Raw genomic sequence first — 15,760 nt, forward strand, 5'->3', positions numbered from 1 at the left:
CTTGCTCCTCATTCGTGGAACATGCGGACGCTGGACGGGCTATAGGCCGTACCGGTCATGAAGCGGCTGAACTGCTCGCGCGCCTGTGCCTCAGCTGCGGCCTGGCGCGCCTTCTCGAGCGCCTCGGCGCGCCCCTGTGCTGCGAGCAAGGCGGTCAGATCCGACATCTGCTTTGCCTGTACCGCGAGCAGCTGGTTGCCGGCCTGGGCGGCCTGCAGCACGCCGACGGCCGACTGGCTGGCGGTCACAAGCGTCGAGGTCTGGGACTGGGTGTTAGCAATGCCGCTCACTGCGACGGCACCGGTCTTCAGCGAATCCTCGAAAGCCGAGACCGACTGCTTCCAGCGCTCACGCGCCGCGATCACCAGTTGCTCGCTGCTCTTTCCGGCGGCGAAGGTCTCGTAGGTGCTGCTGAACTGCTGGTCGATGTTCTGGACATCATAAGCAAGCTGCTCGGCCTGATCGAGCAGGCTCTTCATCTCGGAGAAGTTCTGTTCGATCCGAGAGAGCATCGACGTCGGCAGGCTGGTGAGATTGCGCGCCTGATTGATCAGCATCTGCGCTTCGTTCTGAAGCGAGGTAACCTGGTTGTTGATCTGCTCCAGCGCCCGGGCGGCGGAGAGAAGGTTTTCGCCATAGTTCTTCGGGTCGAAGACGATCAGCGCATAGGCCGGCCGCGGCGCAAGCGTGACGGCGGCGATGGGCAATAGCGTCGTGGCTCCCAATGCAAGCGCCAGTAAACGACCGGCATCGCGGGAGCAGGAAACCGAACGGATCATGGGATGATCTCCTCTTTGGACGATGTGGGATGAGAGGGCTGGTGGCCAGCAACGGCGGACGCGGGCTCGGCGAAGTTGGTGAGGACCGGGATGAGATCGGCGGCCCAGCGAAGGCCGCGGGAAGAAAGCCAGGCTTCGAGAAAGCGCGGGCGCTCGCCCACTTCGACGAGGGTGTTCATCGCCGCATGCGCCGCCTTGTCCGAGGAAGCGCAGAGCGCGAGCGCCACCTCCCCTAATCCCAGTTCGAAGAGACGATTGCCGCGCCGGGACTGGCAGTAGTAATCGCGCTTCGGCGTGGCGCGCGCGACGATCTCGATCTGCCGGTCGTTGAGGCCGAACTGCCGGTAGACGTTTGTGATCTGTGGCTCGACCGCACGCTCATTGGCGAGGAAGATCCGGGTCGGGCAGCTTTCCACCAGCACCGGGGCAATGGGAGACGCCTCGATGTCGGCGAGCGACTGTGAGGAGAAGACGACGCTGACATTCTTTTTGCGCAGTGTCTTCAGCCATTCCTTGATCTTCTGAGCAAAGCCGCCGTCATCCAGCGCGCGCCAGCCCTCGTCGATGATGAGCAGCGAGGGCCGGCCGTCAAAGCGCGCCTCGATCCTGTGGAAGAGATAGGTAAGCACGGCCGGCGCCGCCGCGGTTCCGATCAGGCCTTCGGTCTCAAAGGCCTGGACCGAGGTGTCTCCCAGCCGTTCCATCTCAGCATCGAGCAGACGGCCGTGAGCGCCACCGATGCAATAGGGGCGAAGGGCCTGCTTGAGGGCTGTCGACTGCAGAAGCACTGTCAGGCCGGTGATGGTGCGCTCAGCGACCGGCGCCGACGCGAGCGAGGTCAGCGCCGTCCAGAGATGCTCCTTCACCTCGGGCGTGATATCCACGCCTTCCCGGATCAGGATGTCCACCAGCCAATCGGCTGCCCAGGCGCGCTCTGGTGTGTCGTTGATACCGGCCAACGGCTGCAGCGCGACCTTGTTAAGGAAGGATGTGGCATCGGAGATGGCACCACCAAGATCCTGCCAGTCGCCGCCCATGGCGAGCGTCGCCGCCCGGATCGATCCGCCGAAATCGAAGGCGAAGACCTGCGACCGGTCGTAGTGTGGAGCCTCAACAGGTTGTCCTCGGCCAGGCCGAGTCTGCTGATTGGTGTTTGGGATTTTAAGCTGCCGTGAGGCCTGTGCCAATTGTAGCGGTGGAGCCAGGCCGGCAGTTCGGCGGCGCGGTGGTCTGAGGTTGGGTAGGCGACGGCGTAAGCCCATTCCCTGAGCGCGGTCTGGATGAAGCGCTCGGCCTTGCCATTGGTCTTGGGCGTATAGGGTTTTGTGCGGATGTGTTTGAGGCCAAGCTTGCGGCAGGCCTTGACGAAGACCTTCGACCGGTAGCAGGAGCCATTGTCGGTCATCACCCGTTCGATGGTGATGCCAAGGCTGGCATAATAGGCGACCGCCGCCTTGAGAAAGGCGACGGCGCTCTCCTTTTTCTCATCGGGCAGGATCTGCGAGAAGGCGACGCGCGAGGCGTCGTCGATGCAGACATGGACGAACTCCCAGCCGACGCCGCGGCTGTTGGACTGGCCGGTGCGGTCACCGGTGATGCGGTGGCCGACACGGTCGAAACGCCCGAGTTTCTTGATGTCGATGTGGATCATCTCGCCAGGGCTCTGGCGCTCGTAGCGGCGCACCGGCTCGGCCGGTGCGATGTCCTTCAGCCGCGAAAGACCCGCCCGCTTGAGCACCCGGCTGACCGTCGCCGCCGACACGCCCGTCTGCTTGGCAATGTGCTTGCCCGTCAGCCGCTGGCGACGCAGCGTCGCGATCTCGTCGGCAATCGCCGCCGCGGTCTGTCTCGGGCTCCTTGTCGGCCGCGAGGAGCGGTCGGCCATGCCGGCGCGGCCCTCGGCCTGGAAACGCCACACCCAGCGCGCCACGACCTTCGAGGTCACGCCGTAGGTCCGCGCCGCAACGGCTTTGGAAAGACGGCCTTCAACAACGCAGCGCGCCATCTCCTCTCGACGCCGTGGCGTCAAACGGGCATTCTTGTGGATGTTCATTCGGTCCTCCGGGAATCACTGAAGCTTCGACAACCTCAGCTTTCCCCACCGGGACCGAATGGACAACCTCCTGAAAGCTCACAGCTAGAGCATCCTGCCACGCAATAGTGGTCTTTACTTCGGCAAGACCACCCGGGTAGGCGGCCAAGCTCATCGCAGCGTCGTGTAGCAAAATACTGGCGCCGAGAACAAATGCCTCGGCTGGATTCACGTCGACAGCGCCCTCAGCCACAGACGAAGCGGTATCCCAAAGCGCATCTAGGTGCGAGAGGTCGTGCACGGTCATTCCCGGAAGATCGACCGCAATGCGCGACACGAGATGGCCGGCCCTCTCGCGTATGGACAAATATTGTGCTCGAAAGAATTCCTGCTCATCAGTAGCGGTGTCTGAACGCGGGTTTACAAACGCTTGCCGCCATAGCCAGGTTTGACGAAAATCAAGTCCACTAACCGTCATATTCTCCCTCGACATACTTCACCGGAGTTGCGCATGTCAGCGCTGCGCTCTTTGTACCGTAGATTATTTTCGATCGAGCCTGCGATAATATCTCTTCTGACCGTTCGCTGGGTCAGTATAGGTGAAGCAATCCGCGAGGCTGTCGATGCTTTGCAGGACACCTAGCAGAGCGTAGGCATTGAAGAGGGTCCCCGCGCCGGTCTCGTAGTGGCTGACGAAATTGCCCATGATCGACGGCGCATGGTGGTTTTGCAGATCGGCGATTTGCTGGGGTGCCAGGATGCACCGGTTCGCGGCCTGATACAGTGTCACGGCCTCGGTGATCGCATCGATGTATGTCGACAACGTCCGTTTGTCACCTCGCGTTGCGTAGTCAGGTGGAACGGGGATCTCGAGTTTCGATATCACCTGTCCCAGCTTGTATTCGAGATATTGGCGGAGGAACGGCGCGCCGATATCGAGTTGACCCGCATTGAGGTACTGAAGTGCCTGGGCCCTGAGGCGGTCCGCCTCCTGTAATGATACCATGAGTCGGCCCTTCGGCGGCATTCCTTGAAGTTTCTGGTGATGCCAATCAGTCGTGCCGTTGAGCTTGTCAAAATACTTTTCCAGGCTCGTGTCGTGGCTGAGGATAATAAACTGCAAACCGTCAGGCACCGCGCCGTAACGCAACAGCGTACGCATCCCGTCCATCAACGCGAACTGATGCCCAGCGTCAAAGCTCGACGTTACGTCGTCAAGCACCATGAAGCGCGGGGCGCCGCTATGCTTTATCGCGGCCGCCAAGAAAATCGAAGCAGCCACAGCATTGCGATAACTCTCTGAGAGCAACGCCCGTGCGCTAAGATCGTGCAAACCAAAGAAATCCGCGAGCGTGAGGTCCACATTTTCGCTATTTTGGGCCCGTATCAGCGTTGGCTTGACGTCCGGCCCGCCGCGCACAAAGTTGACGAATAGCTCCTGACATGAGGTCTGGATCTCACCGATCCGCTCGTTCGCCAACGTCGCCTCCGCGTCGGCGAACGCTTGGCCAGCCTGGGTGATGAACGACTTCCAGCGGTTAAGGAGCTTAAGCTTGTCCTGCTTCGCCTTCAAGCTCGGCTCCGCGGTTTCGTATTCGAGCACCGCATCGCGGAACTGCTTTGCGAAACTGAGCGTACGAGTTACCTGCACAAGCGAGGGCGGCAGTTGCGCTTGCAGAGTGGCAGTCTCCTCTTGCGCGCGCTCCAGAGCGCCAGCGCGGAGCTTCTCAAGGTCGGATAGCCGATCACTGATTTTCTCCAGATCAGCAGTCGTCACCTCACCCTTCTTTACCGCAAGATCGAAGGCCACGTGCAGCCGATCACTCGTACCAATCGCCATGGCCGGTGCCTCTTCGATCTGGCGAAGCTTGGCGATCCCCGGCGCTGTCGAAACCTCCTTTGCGAGTTCGACGCCGAGTTGGGCAGCCGTGTCATAAAGGGCAATCTTGCCCTCCAATCTGGGCTTCAACGGCGCTTCGCTCTTTGCCTCGCAGACGGGGCATTGATTTGGATCGTGCCAGTCAGTTCCCGTAACAACCGCCAGCGCATCCTTCAATAGAGTGTGCAGCGCCTCAGCGCCGACGGCACGCACTGCCTCATCTCGTCTCTTCGCGAGATCGATAAGCCGATCGACATCGCTGCCATCTGCACCCACAACAGAGATCGCCGATAGCGAAGCCACCGCTCCCGTCAGCGAATCGAGCGTCTTTCGTGCCTCCCCACCTTCCTCCCTCTCGATTGCCTTCTCTGCAGCGTCGAAATCGAGGTCCATGACCGAGCCCTCATCCAAAAGTGGCTTGAGCAATGCGATACCGGACAATGCGGCAGTGACGGCGGTCTTCAAATCAGCGAGCTTGTCGATGGCGGCGCCGCCTACACCCGCGACTTCGTCGTGAGCGGCAATGACGCGTCTTTCAACGCCGCTCAGCGCACGCGCGGCGGTAGTCACCTCCGCGTCTAGCATAGAAAGGCCGAGATCGCTGTTGATGTTCTGCGTCCTCTTCGAACCGTCGAGCGCTTGGCGGAGCCTGGAATAACGGCTTAGCCCCACCAGCGATGCGAACGACCGACCCCGATCTAACGCCGAAATGTCGACCAGATTGGCAAATCGGCCGTAATCGACAAGGACAAAATCCTCCTGCAAGCTCACGAGGAACTGCTGCGGATCCGCATGCCCGCTCGGTGATGTCACCAGACGCGCGCCGTTGGCCGCACGCGTTACTTTGATCGTAACATCTGCTGTCCCGTCATCGCTCACGAAGGTTAGGTCGATCGTCGCCTGCTGACCGGGATGAAATTTGTTGACGATATAGCTGTCGCCTTGTTCGGCGTCCTGCATTGCCTTCAGGCGTGGAACTGTGCCGTAAATGGCGTAATGAATGGCTTCGAAGATAGAGCTCTTCCCGACACCATTTGGCGCGTGCAGCGAGTTGACGGCGTCGGGTTTAAATTTGAGTACAAGCGGGTCGCCGTCGTTATTGATGCCGCGAAAGCCCTCGATTGTCAGGGCACCGAGAAAATAGCGGGTCACGACTTTTCGCCCTCTAGGGGCTTCGACAGATTGTCGAGCGCGGTCAAAACAGCTTTATGAAACTCGCCAATCGTTGCGCGGTTCGGCGTTGCATCGCCACCTTTCTCAATAAGCCCCAGATTGTCGAACAGGATCTTCGCACATTCGGGATCGAGCTTTTCCGCCTCCGCTTTAAACAGTGCGAGATTGTCGTCGAAAGAGTTATCGAGTTCAAACTTCATGTGCGCGCCCTTCCCAATACGCTACGTCCGATGCCGTAAAAAACAGAACGCTCTATTTATAGTAGAAAATCGATTCGGCGAACATCCACCACTTCGGAATCAGCTATGAACAATCGCCAGCGTAGATTCAGTAAATAAAAGGCGGGAAGCTGGTGCGGGTGATCGCTACCTTTGGTGAGAATATTTCAAATAAATCTCTCCAGCGCGACTATCAGTCCGTGAAGGATGCAAATCGCATAAAGAAAATGCGGGTGAAGAGGTAGACCGACGAACAGCCGTCAACTGTTTCTGGCCGCTGGCTGTGCGTTGACCGCCGCGCGGGAACGCGGCAACCCCAACCTGTGGTCCTGGCATTCCTCAAACGATACCCCATGCCCGAAACCTCCCCAACTCCGTCATCTCCCTCAAACCGAGCTCCCGAACAATGCGCCGCGCCGCCTGCGGCGTCACCTCCAGCGTTTTCGCCACCATCCCGGCCGACACCAATGGCTTTGCCATGACCAGCTCGACCAGTTCCGGCAGTTTTGAAGACGTTCGCCGTCCTTCCAGCTTCCTCTCAAACAGAGTGCGGGCCAAAACCAGTCGGTCATGTTCCTTCATGCCGATCTCGGCGGCCGCCAAAAGCCCATGGGCGATGGCCAACATCCGCGTCTCCCGATCGCGATGCCGGCGCCGATCGACGGGGACGGTTTTCAGGCCGAGATTGAGGGCGGCGAGATGGGCGCCGGTGGTGATGTCGGCCTGCCGCAGGATGGACGCGGCAAAAAGCCGGCCAAGCCAAGGGGCGTGCTGGAGGACGGCAAGCTCGTTCCAGGTATCGAGGGCGACGATCGCCTGCAGCACCGCCGGCAATCCTTCGGCCCGCCGCAACACGCTGCGCCATTCGTCGATCCGGGTGTCCTCATCCCAGTCAAGATCATAGACGAGAGGATCTCGTTCGCGGGTACGGACGCATCTTCAGTCGATCGAAAAGCAGGACGAGATGTTCGCGCCGCGTCCGCGGACGCTCGAAGTACCGTTCGATCTCACGATGATCGACACCGATCTGCCGCGCCAGAAACCGCAGGACGCCGAGAGGCAGGATCTCGCCATCCGCAAGCGGTCGGCCCAGGCATCGCAGTGTGGCCAGAACACAGGCAAGGCCCAGCCGGTTCGATGCCTTGTTCTGCCGCATGATCAGGTCGAGATCCGGCCTGTCCATTGTGTAATGTTTGGCGATCGCCCTTTCGTCGTCCGGGATGGTCGTCGCCTGTTGCCACCATGCCTCGCTGAGCAGTGCTCTTTGTGCCATCTCTGATCTTCCAGTTTTCGTTGTGGAGAGTGCAGCGAACTGGAAAATGCGTGTCCGACAAACGGACGTTTGGCGGCGTCCACAGATATTGTCCGTAGACCTTGCCATTCGACGTCAAATCGGACATTGTCCGCTTTCAACGAGAAAACGGACAGATCACGCGTTATGACCGCCATCGGCTATGCGAGGGTCTCGACCGGGGACCAGGATACAGCCTTGCAAATCGACGCCCTGCGCAAGGTGGGTTGCGAGAAGCTGTTTGAAGACACGGCTTCGGGTGTGAAGACCGATCGTCCAGGGCTGACTGAGGCGATCCGCTATGCTCGGGACGGCGACACGCTGACGGTCTGGAAGCTCGATCGTCTCGGCCGGTCGATGAAACACCTGATCGAAATCATCACCGAGCTGGAAGCCAAGGGCGTCGGTTTCCGCTCCATCACCGAAAACATCGATACAACGACATCCGGTGGCCGTCTCGTCTTTCACCTGTTCGGAGCGCTGGCCCAGTTCGAGCGCGATCTCATCCGAGAAAGAACCCGCGCCGGACTGCAAGCTGCAGAGGAGCGCGGCCGACGCGGTGGCCGACAAGTGGTCGTAACCCCGGAGAAACTTGCCAAAGCCCGTCAGCATCTGGCGGCCGGTTTGAACGTCCGGGAAGCCGCAGCCCGCGTGAAAATCGGCAAAACCGCCCTGTACGAAGCTCTCAGGGCCGAAAAAGCACCGACATCAACGGTTAAACCAACCTGAGTTCCGGATACGTTCTCAAAAGCCGGACAGAATTACCACTTTCGTGTCGTGACGCCATCAGGCGCATTTCATAGGCCGTCCATTTTACCATGAACGTCGCCATGTTGCTCCCGAAGCCGCTTGGATCGAGCCCAGACGATGGAGGAGATTGACACTCTGCCTATCATCCCGCGGTTCGCTATAGCCCGGACGGACTGCGCTTGGAGAGTCGGTTGGGCACCACCGCGCCGTCCGCGTCGGCTCTCTGGATGATCGGCGGCGAGGCCGCAAGCCATGGTGCCTGTCGCACGCGCCGCATGGCCTGGGCGCGCCGGCAGATCTGCAGCTTACGGAGGATGTGGTGGACGTAGTGCTTCACGGTGGCGATGCTGATCGAGAGTTCGTTGGCGATTTCCTTGTTGGACAGGCCGTCGCCGATCAGTCTCAGCACCTGTCCTTCCCGATGTGTCAGGCCCTGGTCGAGGGCGTCGGCATCCTGGTCCGTCTCCCGGTTGAACAGGGCACGCAGCAGGCCCCCGGAGACTTCGGCGCTGCAGTTCAGCCTTCCCGCGAGCGCGTCGTGCATTGCCTGTCGCAGATGGTCCACCGAGGCGTCGCGATCGACATAACCGATGAAGCCGGCGCGGCCGCAACGAATGATCTCCTGACGCTGTTCGACCAGGCCGAGCGCCACGAAGGCGATATGGGGGAATGTCACCGTCGTGGCGCGCACTTCCCCGAGATCGATCCCCTGCGTGACGTCGATCAACGCGACCGTCGCCGCCGAGGTGGCGTGCGCGTGGCGAAGCGCCACGATATCGGAATAGATGCCCTGAAGGACGATATCGTCGTGCTGCCGAAGGCAGGCCGCCAGACCGTCACCAAATAATCGTATGGGAGTTACGATTACCAATTTCATGCCGCTCCCCCCCCCCCTCTATTTACCGTGGGAGTGCCGATTGGAAACTAGCCTGAAGGATTACCCCTGAAATGCTCGGGCTAATTGTCCAAAAGTATAAGTCATGGTCCGGAAAATGCAATCCCGGGACAGCTTGGAGTCGTTCTGTGTAGCAACCTAGATTCCGCGAAAGTTGAGCTTGCGCGGTTGTCCTATTTTTTTCAAAGTTAACCGTCCGAAGTCAGAGGTTGCGGCCGGAGACAATTCTCAGGTCTGAACGCACTGGATTTGTTGAAGAAAAACTTCATGACGCTTCTTCCGGCCTTCTACCGACGATTGGATTTCTGCTTTCTTGGGTGTGGCTACACCTGCCGCCGGTCGAAAAGTTCAGATCTGGGACAGAATTCCAAGGTGCTCACGTATCTTGACACGTCTGATTGTGTCGTCCGCTCCGCTGCCGCCGAGCTGTAGGGCTGGCTCGAACGCATAGCACTCGTCGCGATCGGGGGGTCCCAGCGCGGGGGCCATGCGCTTGTACTGGGATGATCGGAGAATTTTCTCCCTCACCTCTTCGTCGCACATGAGCATGAACATCACGACGATGTTGTCGGTCACGCGGCTGAGGCTTCCGTGATGGACGTCGAAGCTATAGGCGGCGCCGTCGCACCAGATATAGAGGTGTGCGAAGGCGGATCGGACGAATACGACCGGCGTGCCTTTCTCGAATTCCGCAAGGTCGCCGATAATGTCGGAGAACTGCCCCGGATCGACCATCCACAGCAGGCGGTCGCCATAGGAGCACCAGCCATTCTCGCGCCAAGCCTGAAGGATCTCTTCGGGGAGGAGGTCGGCATAGGCGGAAATCTGCTCGGCGCCCGGAATGATCCGGTCGTCGGCTGGGCCATAGAGTTTCTCGAAGTCCTCGAATGCGCTCATCGCCTGTCCTTTCGGGTGGTCGTCATGCTTCCGTGAATGCGACTGCCTGGAGCTTCACATTGATCCTTTGCTTGGGCCAATCCTTCTTGTCGATCGCCTTGACGCCTGTCTCGATGTCTTCGACCTTTGTCTTCCACTGCGAGCCGATCGACGAATTGATGTAGCGGGAACCGAGCTTCGCTATCGTGTTGAAGCCACCTGCAACGAGATCGGGCTCGTGCAGCGCCGCAAGACGGGCGAGCTGGAATTCGATCTCCGTGGGGGTCATATTACGGGATTTGAGATCTTTCCGGTAGAGCTCGCGGACCTCTTCCTGCGGTACCGACGATCCGCGACCGCTCGCATCGTAGGACTTGCGGTTGTCCTTCCAGTCCTTCACCGAGATGACGTTCAAGCCGTCCTCCTGGCCCTTGAGCTGCTGGGAGTAAACCGACAGGATGTACTTGCCGGTGTTGCATTTGAAGTCGATCGACACCTGCTTCATCGGCGTCAGGGTGCTTGCGGCAGCCGCGGCGGGCGTTCCGACGGTGATGATGCCCATGTTGCGCTCGAGCTTGGGATTGATCGCCGCACTCACCCACCAGCTTCCGCCACGTTCGAAGACGTCTATCGACGCAAGGCCGTAGCGCGCCTTGATGCTGGCGAGGATTGGGATCAACAGGGGCTTGGTGAACCCGTTGCCCAGTCGCTTGGCCGCGGCCGTCGCCGCACTGGCGGCCAGGTCGAGCCGCTTCAGCGGATCCTTTGGCACGCCGGCCTGGACAATGCCCTTGCCGAGCTTCTTGGCCATTCCGACGATCCAGCCGATCAGCCAGTCCAGCGCCTTGTCTATCGGTGCGCGGATCTTGTTGATCACGCCCATGATCTTGTCCGCGACCTTGCCCAAGCCGGCGAAGCCGGCGAGGAAGTTGATCGCGAGCGACAGCAGGTTGGCGAGGATCCCCTCGACGCGTTGCGCGGCCGGGGCGATCTGGCCGGCGGCGATGGCCACGATCGAGTCGATGAAGCTTTTGACGACTTGGATGATCTGCGAGATCTTGTTCACGAAGACCATTACGGTGTCGTAGATCGACAGGATCGCCGAAATGAATCCCGCTCCCGGTATGAACATCGAGATCAGCTTGGGGATCGCCTTCTTCACTACCGTGTCGACCACGAAGTCGGTGATGCCGCCTATGACCATGTCCTTGAGATTGGCGAGCTGCTCCTTGATGAGATCCCAGGCGGCGGCTGGCCCCTCGCGAACGAGCTTCACGACGATGTCGAAGCCGGTCTCCAGTGCCTTGACGACCGGCCCGCCCACGGCCGTTACCAGCTTGGCGCGGATATTGGCCCAGGTCAGGCCCAGGACCGAGAATGCGAACTTGGCGATCTCGACGAGGGAGAATGCCTTGGGGATGTAGATCCCAGGAAGGGAGCCGGTCAGCCAGTCGATCAGCCCCGCCTTCAGATGCGTCAGGAAGTTGCCGGCGAAATCGGTGAAGCCGAGCTTGGCGGCCTTTACTAGATTGCCGACGAAAGGCAGGGGATTCTTGAGAATGCCCTTGAGCGCCGCACCCGTCTTCTTGACATAGACGAGCGCGCCGGGGCTAACCACGTCGAAGACGATCTCGAGCAGTGTCCATGCCGCGCCGAGGCCCCAGCTGACGAACTGGCCGACAAAGCTGCCGAACACGTTGACCAGCTTGCCGAAGGCCTTGAACGGCAGGACGAGGTCGCTGATGTCAAGCGCCTTGAGCGCGGCGATGAACAGGGCGGGGATCTGCGACACAACGCCCTTGAGACTGGCCATCGCACCCTGGAACCAGGCCCAGATACGCGGCAGCGCCTTGGCCTTCTGGATGTTTTCCCAGATATCTTCCTGGCCGATCAGCTTGAGGAAGCCGCCCACGAAAGCTTCGGCCGTGGGCGCGACCTTCTCTCCCGTCACGGGGTCCTGGCCGAGCACTGCCTTGAGCAGGTCGTAGCCGCGCGTGCCCTCGGCCAGTTTGGCGAGAGGCATCAGCACGGCCTCGCGTATGAAGCCGAGTATGTCGCCGACAAGCGTCTTGCCGAAGGAGATGAGCCGGTCGATCGGTTCGGTGAAGATGCGCTTGCCGCGCTCCCAGACGTCGCCGGGGCTGAGGATGTCGCTCCAGCCCAATGAATCGAGGAATTTGGTCAGCGCCTGCTTGAGGGCGCCGCCCACCATGCCTAGCGAGCGGATGTGTCCCTCCGCCCAGGCGGCGACCTTCGCCAGGATGCCGTACTGGTCCAGCGCCTGCGCGATAAGCGCGCCGGTGATCGAAATGAGCTCCAGCATGCCCCTGAGTATGTTGGCGGTGCTGCGCTCGACGGGTGCCATGTTGATCGGATTGATTCCGAGCACGATGGTCAGCAGCCGGAAGCCGGGAATGTAGTTGGCCTTGTCGGCGATGTAGTCGAGCGCGTCGCTCAGCCCGAAGCGCTGAATCTGCGGCTCGCTGCGCTCCGAGATGTCTGGTGCGGCGCTGCGCTGGACGGCGGCGCCCTGCTGGATCGTATGCGTCAGCTCGTGCGCGATTAGCTCCCGGCCGGACGAACTCTCCGGCTGGAACTGGTTGCGGCCGAAGAAGACGTGCTGGCCCACGGTAAAGGCATGGGCGTTGAGACTGGCGCTCTGCTCGGCGGCGGCATTTCCGGTATGGATGCGAACATTGCCGAAATTGGCGCCAAAACGCGGTTCCATGAAACTGCGAACGCTGGCCGGCAATGGCGCGCCGCCTCCCGCCGGCGAGATGGCCGTGGTCAGAACCGGTGGCGCGGCGGGGCGGGCCGCACGCTGGATCGGGGTCTTCCTTGCGTCCTCGTCCGGCTTGACGGCGGGCTGGGCCTCCCTGGCGGCACGTTGCACGACCTGTTTCTTCTTGCTCTGCTCCTCCGGCCTGATCGCCGGCGCCTTTGCAGGGGCCTTCGCGGGCTCGCCCATTTGGACGATCTTGCGCGCGGTCCGCGTTGCTTCGAGCTCGGCGGGATCGCTTGGCTGGGAGACCCGCGCGGTCTGGATGGAGACGGGGGATGTGACGGAAACGGAGACAGCCCTCTGTCCGGGGCGTGCGGCCGTCGATAACGTCGGCTGGCTCGCCTGCGCGCGCGGGGTCGCGGCGGGAGAGGTGCTTGTGGCCGCGCTCCGCTGGACGATATGGGCGGGCGGTCGCCGCTCGATCGTCGGGGAGGCACGAAGTGGCTGGTGCTGCTCTGCCACGACTGCGTGACCTTTTCAGTTTCACGTCCGTTCCGGTTTCGCGCAGGGATCCTTGCCGCCGTTCTGCTCGCACCAGACCCGGGGGTCGCGCATCAGCATCGGACGAACGAACCGCCGGACGCTGTGATTGACCGACCATTCCCCGATCTCGCCATTCTCCAGACCCTTGGTGTCGGTGCGCGTCAGAACGGCCAGGACGACCGCGTCGTCGTGGCAGCCGCAGCAGTCGCATCTGCCGGCATAGTGATCCGCGTAGCAGGGCGAACAGGGATCCGCTCCCCAGCCCTCGGACGTACGCGCGGACGGTCCGGTCTTCATGTCGGCGGCGAGGCTCGTATCCGCGTTCGCGGCAGCGGCAGCAGCCTTGGCCTTGGCCGCCGTCTTCGCGTCGACCGCGGGTGCCGGGACCGGGGTCGATGTCTCGACGATCCCTCCCGACGTGTCGGGGCCCTGTGTGCTGGGAATGGGAATTTCCGTGCAGCCGCACGCACATCCCGCGGGGTCCGTCTCGACGATGCGGATCTCGTAACCGGCATGTTCGCGGGTGGTAACGCTGGTGGCGTCGTCATCGTCGCAGGAGCAGACGGCGGATCGGGGCGCGCAGCATTTCTGGGTCAGGGCGAGCGTGACCCACAGCTTGGGCTTTAGCTTCTTGCCGCCGCAGGGGTCTATCGTCAGCGTTTCCGTCTGCGGCAGATGGATCGGCTCGCCCTCGCAGGTGAGCGCCACGCCACTCTCGACGGTGACGATCAGCTTGCCGCAGGAAATCCGCCTATCGACGATCAGGCCGCAGACGACGCCGCATCCGAACAGCGAACGAAACAGCAGCCGGCTGAGATCGCGGGTATAGTCGACACCGACCCGGAGGTCGTCGTCGCGCAGCAGCAGCCCCGGACTGAACCTTGGCCGGACAAGTGTCGAACTGCCTTTGGCGACGGTGACGCAATTGTCTTTCGGGCTCATCGAATGTCTCCTTTATGTGGTGCCGGGCGCCCGCTGGCGTTGCTGTTGGACATTGGCCCTGGGGACCGGTGGAGGCGGGATGCGGCGCGCGACCGTGAAGGTGGAGAGATAACTGTCCCCGGGTTCGCCGCCGCCTGTCGGGATGGGCGCCCGGCCGCGCGGATTGGCATCTACGGACTGGCCAAGGCAGTCGATGATGAAGTCACCCCGGATTTCGATTTCGACATAGCATTCGCCGCGCAGGAAGATGCTGCCGTCCCCTTCGACGCCGTCGCGAAGCCAGGCCCCGCTGACGACCATGCGCATCCTTCGTGCGTGACCGGTCGAATCCTCGTCTTCCGGCAGGACATCGATGACCGGCACGCGGTAATATTCGCGCCAGCAGCCTTCCGTCTGGTCGCTCATGACGGCCATGGTGAAGCAATCCGGCCTGATCGTGTCGACGCGCACCGGTCGAGAAAACGTCACCCAGAAGTCCGTGGTGGGATAATCGACGTAATCGGGTTCCTTGGTGTCGAAGCCCAGCGACGCGAGGAACTGGTCGAACGGGACCGGCGGGGCGTCGCGCCGGTGCCAGGGCGCCCAGCCGATCTCGACGATGCGGGTCAGGTCGCAGCCGTTGATCAAATCGAAGAGCAGGTCGTTGCGCTTGACGAGGCGGCGCGGGCCGCAGGCATCCAGGATGGCACCGATCGACCAGTCGCCGCAATCGTCGCGGCCGAGCCGCAGGCAGGCGAGCGGCAGGCCGTTTTCCAGGTCTGCCTTCGTGCATCCGTCGACGTCCTCGAGCCGCATGCAGTCGACGCCGACCTGCAGCCCGGTCAGGTGCTCGCACAGGCACAGGCAGCCGCCGCGGCCGTGCCCGCCGTGTCCGCCATGTCCGGCCCCGAGCCGGTGTCGTATCAGCTCCTCCAGCTCCCGGCTCAGGGCCGCGATCGACGGCTCGTCGCGCGGCTCCTGCCGAAGGAGTTCGGCGAGCTTCGCGCGGACCTCGGCTTCCTTTTCCGCGCTGCCGTCATCGGCCTCGCCACAGCACCCGCCGCCCGCGTCGCACTGGCAGTCGAGTTCGCAGACATATGGCTTGCAGCATTCCGCGCAGTCGACCTTCCGCAGCGAGTAGATCACGATTTCGCAGGTTCGGTCCCATTCCTTGCGCTTGCAGTCGCAATCGCCCTTGAGCATGACCGGGTCCAGGGATTGTTCGGCGTAGTGGGCGCTCAGGAGCCAGCAATCCTCGACATTGGCCTCGACCTGTTCCAGGCGTCCGTCGAGCTTGCCGTCGACGCGCAGCGGTCTGCCGTCACTATCGAGGATGACGAGGTTGTCAAGCTCGACATCGATACTTCCCACCTGCCAGAGCTCGCGACCGGCGCGATCGAGCGCCAGCCCCTCGCCGATGCGGATGACGCCCGCGCCCGACTTTCCGTTGATCGTGAGGGCAAAGCCGTAGACCACTCCCCAGCCGTGGATGGCACGGTTGAGCAGGTGTCGGCGCCCGTTGAGGAACTGCTGCTCGGAAAGATAGGACTGCGGCGTCAGCCGCTTGCCGATGAAATAGTTGTTGCGTCCGCCAGGGGGGCACGCGTCGTCGCAGCAACTGGGAGGCACCGCCCTTGCCCGGCGGGATGTCGACCTGTTTGGCATATCCATTGCTCGTACC

The 15,760-nt window shown here is 61.7% G+C and carries 11 protein-coding genes and 4 pseudogenes; 1 reads left to right on the forward strand and 14 read right to left on the reverse strand.

What is annotated here, in order from left to right; genetic code table 11:
* Positions 1–8: 8 nt before the first annotated feature.
* From trbJ to KQ933_RS31090, 8 genes and pseudogenes are all read right to left on the reverse strand, one after another.
* The gene (gene trbJ, locus KQ933_RS31055; protein ID WP_216759840.1) at positions 9–779 is read right to left on the reverse strand and encodes a P-type conjugative transfer protein TrbJ; all 771 of its coding nucleotides are present in this window, start codon (positions 777–779) and stop codon (positions 9–11) included.
* Positions 776–1,879, reverse strand: a pseudogene (locus tag KQ933_RS31060) (conjugal transfer protein TrbE); the annotation flags it as partial. The pseudogene KQ933_RS31060 and the gene trbJ, both read right to left, overlap by 4 nt.
* Before the next feature lie 2 nt (positions 1,880–1,881).
* Positions 1,882–2,832: pseudogene (locus KQ933_RS31065) on the reverse strand (IS481 family transposase); the annotation flags it as partial.
* On the reverse strand, positions 2,765–3,289 hold the full coding sequence (locus tag KQ933_RS31070) for a hypothetical protein (RefSeq protein ID WP_216759841.1): 525 nt from the start codon (positions 3,287–3,289) through the stop codon (positions 2,765–2,767). The gene KQ933_RS31070 and the pseudogene KQ933_RS31065, both read right to left, overlap by 68 nt.
* 63 nt (positions 3,290–3,352) lie before the next feature.
* Positions 3,353–5,842 (reverse strand): AAA family ATPase, encoded by a 2,490-nt coding sequence (locus KQ933_RS31075; protein ID WP_216759842.1) that lies wholly within the window; start codon positions 5,840–5,842, stop codon positions 3,353–3,355.
* Positions 5,839–6,063, reverse strand: a complete 225-nt coding sequence (locus tag KQ933_RS31080) for a hypothetical protein (protein WP_216759843.1) — start codon at positions 6,061–6,063, stop codon at positions 5,839–5,841. Before KQ933_RS31080 ends, KQ933_RS31075 begins: the two co-directional genes overlap by 4 nt.
* A 357-nt stretch (positions 6,064–6,420) precedes the next feature.
* A pseudogene (locus KQ933_RS31085) lies at positions 6,421–7,002 on the reverse strand (RHE_PE00001 family protein); the annotation flags it as partial.
* Positions 6,980–7,462, reverse strand: a complete 483-nt coding sequence (locus KQ933_RS31090) for a DUF4158 domain-containing protein (protein WP_367882536.1) — start codon at positions 7,460–7,462, stop codon at positions 6,980–6,982. The pseudogene KQ933_RS31085 and the gene KQ933_RS31090, both read right to left, overlap by 23 nt.
* Positions 7,463–7,519: 57 nt before the next feature.
* Here KQ933_RS31090 and KQ933_RS31095 point away from each other — a divergent pair, with 57 nt between their 5' ends.
* Positions 7,520–8,101: a recombinase family protein gene (locus tag KQ933_RS31095; RefSeq protein WP_216759844.1), complete on the forward strand. Its 582-nt coding sequence runs from the start codon at positions 7,520–7,522 to the stop codon at positions 8,099–8,101.
* Between the two features lie 37 nt (positions 8,102–8,138).
* Here KQ933_RS31095 and KQ933_RS33655 read toward each other — a convergent pair.
* From KQ933_RS33655 to KQ933_RS31120, 6 genes and pseudogenes are all read right to left on the reverse strand, one after another.
* Positions 8,139–8,234, reverse strand: a pseudogene (locus KQ933_RS33655) (NmrA/HSCARG family protein); the annotation flags it as partial.
* A gap of 45 nt (positions 8,235–8,279) precedes the next feature.
* A complete protein-coding gene (locus tag KQ933_RS31100; RefSeq protein WP_216759845.1) occupies positions 8,280–8,999 on the reverse strand; it encodes a response regulator transcription factor in 720 nt (239 codons plus the stop codon).
* Positions 9,000–9,365: 366 nt separating this feature from the next.
* Positions 9,366–9,914 (reverse strand): GAD-like domain-containing protein, encoded by a 549-nt coding sequence (locus tag KQ933_RS31105; RefSeq protein WP_216759846.1) that lies wholly within the window; start codon positions 9,912–9,914, stop codon positions 9,366–9,368.
* Between the two features lie 22 nt (positions 9,915–9,936).
* Positions 9,937–13,137 carry a DUF4157 domain-containing protein gene (locus tag KQ933_RS31110; protein ID WP_216759847.1) on the reverse strand — a complete coding sequence of 1,067 codons (3,201 nt, stop codon included), beginning with the start codon at positions 13,135–13,137 and terminating at the stop codon, positions 9,937–9,939.
* Positions 13,138–13,158: 21 nt separating this feature from the next.
* Positions 13,159–14,100 (reverse strand): hypothetical protein, encoded by a 942-nt coding sequence (locus tag KQ933_RS31115; protein WP_216759848.1) that lies wholly within the window; start codon positions 14,098–14,100, stop codon positions 13,159–13,161.
* Between the two features lie 12 nt (positions 14,101–14,112).
* On the reverse strand, positions 14,113–15,750 hold the full coding sequence (locus KQ933_RS31120) for a hypothetical protein (RefSeq protein WP_216759849.1): 1,638 nt from the start codon (positions 15,748–15,750) through the stop codon (positions 14,113–14,115).
* Positions 15,751–15,760 lie beyond the last annotated feature (10 nt).

This window comes from Rhizobium sp. WYJ-E13, assembly GCF_018987265.1.
In the GTDB taxonomy this organism is placed as follows: Bacteria; Pseudomonadota; Alphaproteobacteria; order Rhizobiales; family Rhizobiaceae; genus Rhizobium.

Bases quoted from the DNA above. Each gene is read 5' to 3' on its own strand.
- KQ933_RS31100 (WP_216759845.1), bottom strand. From the start codon at position 8,999: ATGAAATTGGTAATCGTAACTCCCATACGATTATTTGGTGACGGTCTG.
- KQ933_RS31105 (WP_216759846.1), bottom strand. From the start codon at position 9,914: ATGAGCGCATTCGAGGACTTCGAGAAACTCTATGGCCCAGCCGACGAC.
- KQ933_RS31115 (WP_216759848.1), bottom strand. From the start codon at position 14,100: ATGAGCCCGAAAGACAATTGCGTCACCGTCGCCAAAGGCAGTTCGACA.
- KQ933_RS31070 (WP_216759841.1), bottom strand. From the start codon at position 3,289: ATGACGGTTAGTGGACTTGATTTTCGTCAAACCTGGCTATGGCGGCAA.
- KQ933_RS31120 (WP_216759849.1), bottom strand. From the start codon at position 15,750: ATGGATATGCCAAACAGGTCGACATCCCGCCGGGCAAGGGCGGTGCCT.
- KQ933_RS31090 (WP_367882536.1), bottom strand. From the start codon at position 7,462: ATGGCAAGGTCTACGGACAATATCTGTGGACGCCGCCAAACGTCCGTT.
- trbJ (WP_216759840.1), bottom strand. From the start codon at position 779: ATGATCCGTTCGGTTTCCTGCTCCCGCGATGCCGGTCGTTTACTGGCG.
- KQ933_RS31095 (WP_216759844.1), top strand. From the start codon at position 7,520: ATGACCGCCATCGGCTATGCGAGGGTCTCGACCGGGGACCAGGATACA.
- KQ933_RS31080 (WP_216759843.1), bottom strand. From the start codon at position 6,063: ATGAAGTTTGAACTCGATAACTCTTTCGACGACAATCTCGCACTGTTT.